Here is a 2886-nt window from a genome sequence, read left to right on the forward strand (position 1 = left end):
TATAGTGTTTATAGCATTGTTCATTGGAAGTGATTTTAGTGGAAGAACTTTAAATACTTATATTACTGCCGGACATAAAAGAAGTTCTATATTTAGAGTAAAGTTAATTGTATCTCAAATAGGTTGTATTATCATTCTGGTATTTCCATTATTTGTACATGGAATTATTAGTCAATTTTATATTGGAGAAAAACTTTTTTGGAATGATAGCACATATACTATGGTTTTACTAACTCTGTTTGCCATGATAACACTGTGTGCATTACCGATATTTTTTGCTTTTATTTTTCGTGATATGGGGAAAACACTGACAGTTTCAATGGTTTTATTTTTTGTTATGATTTTTTTACTGAACAGTGAATCTGCACAAATAATCAGCAGAATAATACCAATGGGACAACTTAGGTTAATTTCATTGCAAAAGGTCTATTCGACAAACTTTTGCTTGTTTGTAGATTTTTTATGGAATTTTATTTTATATTTCATTGCAGGTAGTGCTTTTTTACATACAGACTTGAAATAACCGGAGGTGTTTTTTATGGATAAATTATTAAAACTGGAAAAATATCAGTTGTTACATAATTCTATTTACTGGTGTGGTATGATTGGAATATTTATTTTAGGATTTTTTACAGCAGATACTTATGTTACAGAGGTCATGGGACCGACAGAAGAAATTGTTTCTTCTCTTGCTGATATTTTTAATGGAATGGTGTATGATTCTACGTTTCTTCTTATCATCATGTCGGCTATACTTGCATTGATTTTAGGACAGGAATTTTCTAAGAGAACAATAAACTTAGAGGTCAGTGCTGGACATTCCAGAAAACAAATTTTTACAAGTAAAATAATATCGTATTTAATTGCTTTTAATCTTATGGCTCTTGTCTATCCAGTTTCAGGGTGCATAAGGGAATTTGGACGCTTTGGTGTTGCAGACGTGGGAATGTTTTTTTACAATATTATAAAAGCAATCATTTATTCTTGTCTGCTTAATAGTGCGATATTTCTAATTGCAATACTTATTTGTTGCTATTTACAGGATGCTGTAAAAGCAACTTCGGTTACAGCAATTATTATTTTTGGTCTTAGCTTATATCTTGGCTATGGAATGATGTTGAGATTACCAGTCGGTTTTTTACCTACTTATCAAATCAGAATCGTTGTCAGCATGAAAATCTTTTTTCAACCGATAGCTATTTTAGTAGGATGTATATGGTCTGGTATATTGGTATTGCTTTCGTGGATAAAATTTTGTAAATGTGATTTTAAATAGGTGGAGAAAATGTCTAACATAGAATGGATTTTAATTGTCATAACAATATTTTTAGTAATGCTGCTATTTCGATATATTCAATTAAAAAAACAAATCCGTAATCTTGCGGATCAAGTTAATGAATTGAATTCTGGAAATTCACAGCAGATGTTAGACATTTCGTTGATTGATAAAGATTTAGAAAGACTGGCTGGTATATTGAATCAATATAATATCAGACAACGACAGGCTGTTGCAGGCGTATTACGCAATGAAGAGTATTTAAAAGAATCTGTTGCTAATATATCACATGATTTGCGTACACCTCTTACAGTCATTCTTGGTCATTTACAATTATTGCAAAAAGAAAATTTGGAATCCAGTCAAGCACAGCGTGTAAAAGTGATTTTTAGCAAAGCCGAAAAAATGAAAGAATTGGTAGAAACATTCTATGACCTTTCTATTTTGGAGGAACAGCAGACAGTTCCAGAAAAAGAAAAGTTTAATATATCTAATATGTTAATAAATTTAATTACGGAAAATGCCGTTGCATTAGAAAAGGAGAATATTTTACCCGAAATAAATCTTCCAGATTATTCAATATACGTATATTCTGATAAAAATATGGTAGAACGAATTTTACAAAATCTGTTGACAAATGCAATTAAGTATTCTGTTGGAACGATAAAAATAACTCTTATGGAGAAAGAAAATAATAATATTATATTTACCATTGAAAATCCAATGAGTGACAGTTCAGAAATTGATTGCAATCGACTTTTTGACCGTTTTTATACAGGTGATAAATCAAGACATAATGGAAGTACAGGATTGGGACTTGCGGTAGTAAAAACACTTGTTGCCATTCTTGGCGGAAATATTGTTGCAAAAGTACATGCCAATAGCCTTATTATTACTCTTGAATTATAAAGTATTGAAGATATATTCGTATGATAATTCATTGAAGAGTGGACATCAAAATGTAAAGTCAATAGTTTGTAAAGTTCAGTTACAAACTATTGGCTTTTTTCATTACTGTGTAACAAGTAAATTTACGATAAAGAAATAAGGATAGTCGGCTCTTATTTGTTGCCTGCGGAGCAGATCAACAAATAAATGTTGAAGAATCTGTATAGGAAAACAGAGAAAACAAGAAGCAAATCACTTCTTATTCTCTCTGCTGTTCAAGATACCGTCAATCGTACCTTGAATGATTTTTAATTCATTATCACTCAATAAATCAAGTGACGAATCTATCTGACGGCGGGCTGTGTTTTTCTCAACATTCTTCGCTGGATAGAAATACTCGTCAACAGATATATTGAACATTGTAACTAAATCATGGAATAACTGAAAGCTAGGGTGTTTTCCGATATTTTCAATATCTGCGATATGACGTTCTCCGTAAAAGACTTTATCGCCTAAATCATTTCTGGAAAGCCCTGCTTTCTCTCTGGCTTCTCTGATTGTCAGTCCTAAAGGACGAAAATCAAAGCTGTGTGTATCTTTCTTTTTTCTCATTTTTAATCATCTAGCATGAGTTTATACTTCATGTTGTGCGATTAGAATGTATTAAAAACTCATATATCAGATGTTTTAAAAACAGTCTATTTGTTATTGATGCAAATAGG

4 protein-coding genes are annotated in these 2886 nt (G+C 31.2%); 3 read left to right on the forward strand and 1 reads right to left on the reverse strand.

Features of this window, described 5'->3' with window-relative positions; genetic code table 11:
• The 3 genes from PGW42_RS15690 to PGW42_RS15700 form a co-directional block, all read left to right on the forward strand.
• Positions 1 to 523: ABC transporter permease (locus tag PGW42_RS15690; protein ID WP_270235186.1), on the forward strand; the 523-nt coding region annotated here is incomplete at its 5' end.
• Positions 524 to 538: 15 nt separating this feature from the next.
• Complete coding sequence (locus PGW42_RS15695) at positions 539 to 1276, forward strand: ABC transporter permease (RefSeq protein WP_270204082.1); 738 nt, start codon at positions 539 to 541, stop codon at positions 1274 to 1276.
• A gap of 9 nt (positions 1277 to 1285) precedes the next feature.
• Positions 1286 to 2185, forward strand: coding sequence for a sensor histidine kinase (locus PGW42_RS15700; RefSeq protein WP_270235187.1), 900 nt, complete (start codon positions 1286 to 1288; stop codon positions 2183 to 2185).
• Positions 2186 to 2416: 231 nt separating this feature from the next.
• Here PGW42_RS15700 and PGW42_RS15705 read toward each other — a convergent pair whose 3' ends face one another.
• The gene (locus PGW42_RS15705; RefSeq protein WP_270235188.1) at positions 2417 to 2776 is read right to left on the reverse strand and encodes a helix-turn-helix transcriptional regulator; all 360 of its coding nucleotides are present in this window, start codon (positions 2774 to 2776) and stop codon (positions 2417 to 2419) included.
• Between the last annotated feature and the right edge of the window lie 110 nt (positions 2777 to 2886).

The organism is Coprococcus sp. TM115-187, from assembly GCF_027679115.1.
Taxonomy (GTDB): Bacteria; Bacillota; Clostridia; order Lachnospirales; family Lachnospiraceae; genus Allocoprococcus; species Allocoprococcus comes.

Coding starts and splice junctions, on each gene's coding strand:
- PGW42_RS15695 (WP_270204082.1), top strand. CDS start 539: ATGGATAAATTATTAAAACTGGAAAAATATCAGTTGTTACATAATTCT.
- PGW42_RS15700 (WP_270235187.1), top strand. CDS start 1,286: ATGTCTAACATAGAATGGATTTTAATTGTCATAACAATATTTTTAGTA.
- PGW42_RS15705 (WP_270235188.1), bottom strand. CDS start 2,776: ATGAGAAAAAAGAAAGATACACACAGCTTTGATTTTCGTCCTTTAGGA.